At 67.3% G+C, this 1,359-nt stretch carries 1 protein-coding gene and 1 pseudogene; both read left to right on the top strand.

Annotated features, from left to right (window positions below; all coding sequences use genetic code 11):
- Window positions 1-196 (top strand): annotated as a pseudogene (locus ACVMYR_RS33075) (sulfate adenylyltransferase subunit CysD); the annotation flags it as partial.
- Window positions 196-1,359: sulfate adenylyltransferase subunit 1 (locus tag ACVMYR_RS33070; RefSeq protein WP_077940490.1), on the top strand; the 1,164-nt coding region annotated here is incomplete at its 3' end. The pseudogene ACVMYR_RS33075 and the gene ACVMYR_RS33070, both read left to right, overlap by 1 nt.

Genomic DNA, 1,359 nt, shown 5'->3' with positions numbered 1-1,359 from the left:
GTTCGTGGAGGTGGTGCGGTACCGGACGGTGGGTGACGCGTCGTGCACGGCGGCGGTGCGTTCGGATGCCGGCACGGTGGCGGCGGTGATCGAGGAGGTGGCCGCGACGCGGATCACCGAGCGGGGCGCGACGCGGGGCGACGACCGGGTCAGCGAGGCCGCGATGGAGGACCGTAAGCGGGAGGGTTACTTCTGATGAGCATCGACATGGCGCCGGTCGAGGTGGAGACGCGGCCGATGGATCTGTTGCGGTTCGCCACGGCCGGGAGTGTGGACGACGGTAAGTCGACGTTGATCGGCCGGTTGTTGTATGACACGAAGTCGTTGTTCACCGATCAGTTGGCGGCGGTGGAGGCGGTCAGTGCGGCGCGGGGGGACGAGTACACGAACCTGGCGTTGTTGACCGACGGGTTGCGGGCGGAGCGGGAGCAGGGCATCACGATCGATGTGGCGTACCGGTATTTCGCGACGCCGCGGCGGAAGTTCATCATCGCGGACACGCCGGGGCACATCCAGTACACGCGGAACATGGTGACGGGGGCGTCGACGGCGGACCTGGCGTTGATCCTGGTGGACGCGCGTAAGGGCCTGGTGGAGCAGTCGCGGCGGCACGCGTTTTTGTGTTCGTTGTTGCGGGTGCCGCATCTGGTGTTGTGTGTGAACAAGATGGACCTGGTCGACTTCGACCGGGAGGTGTTCGAGGCGATCGCGGACGAGTTCACGGCGTTCGCGGCGAAGTTGGACGTGCCGGACCTGACGGTGGTGCCGGTGTCGGCGTTGCAGGGTGACAACATCGTGTCCCGGTCGGAGAACATGCCGTGGTACGAGGGGCCGTCGTTGCTGCACCATCTGGAGCGGGTGCACATCGCCTCGGACCGGAACCTGCAGGACGTGCGGTTCCCGGTGCAGTACGTGATCCGGCCGCAGTCGACCACGGTGACCGACTACCGGGGGTATGCCGGTCAGGTCGCCTCGGGGGTGTTGAAGGCCGGTGACGAGGTGATGGTGCTGCCGTCGGGGTTCACCTCGCGCATCGCGGCGGTGGAGACCGCCGACGGGCCGGTCGAGGAGGCGTTCCCCCCGATGTCGGTCACCGTCCGCCTCGAAGACGAGATCGACATCTCCCGCGGAGACATGATCTGCCGCCCCCACAACGCCCCCACGGTCGCGCAGGACATCGAGGCGATGGTCTGCTGGATGGACGAGACCCGCCCCCTGACCGTCGGCGGCCGCTACGCCATCAAACACACCACCCGCTCCGCGCGGGCCATCGTGCGGGGCCTGCACTACCGCCTCGACATCAACTCCCTGCACCGCGACGAAACCGCCACCGAACTCAAACTCAACGAGATCGGCCGG

The sequence above is a fragment of the Micromonospora sp. PTRAS2 genome (genome assembly GCF_054052245.1).
The sequence above is the reverse complement of the archived record's forward strand: the minus strand, read 5'-3'. Positions and strand labels throughout refer to the sequence as shown.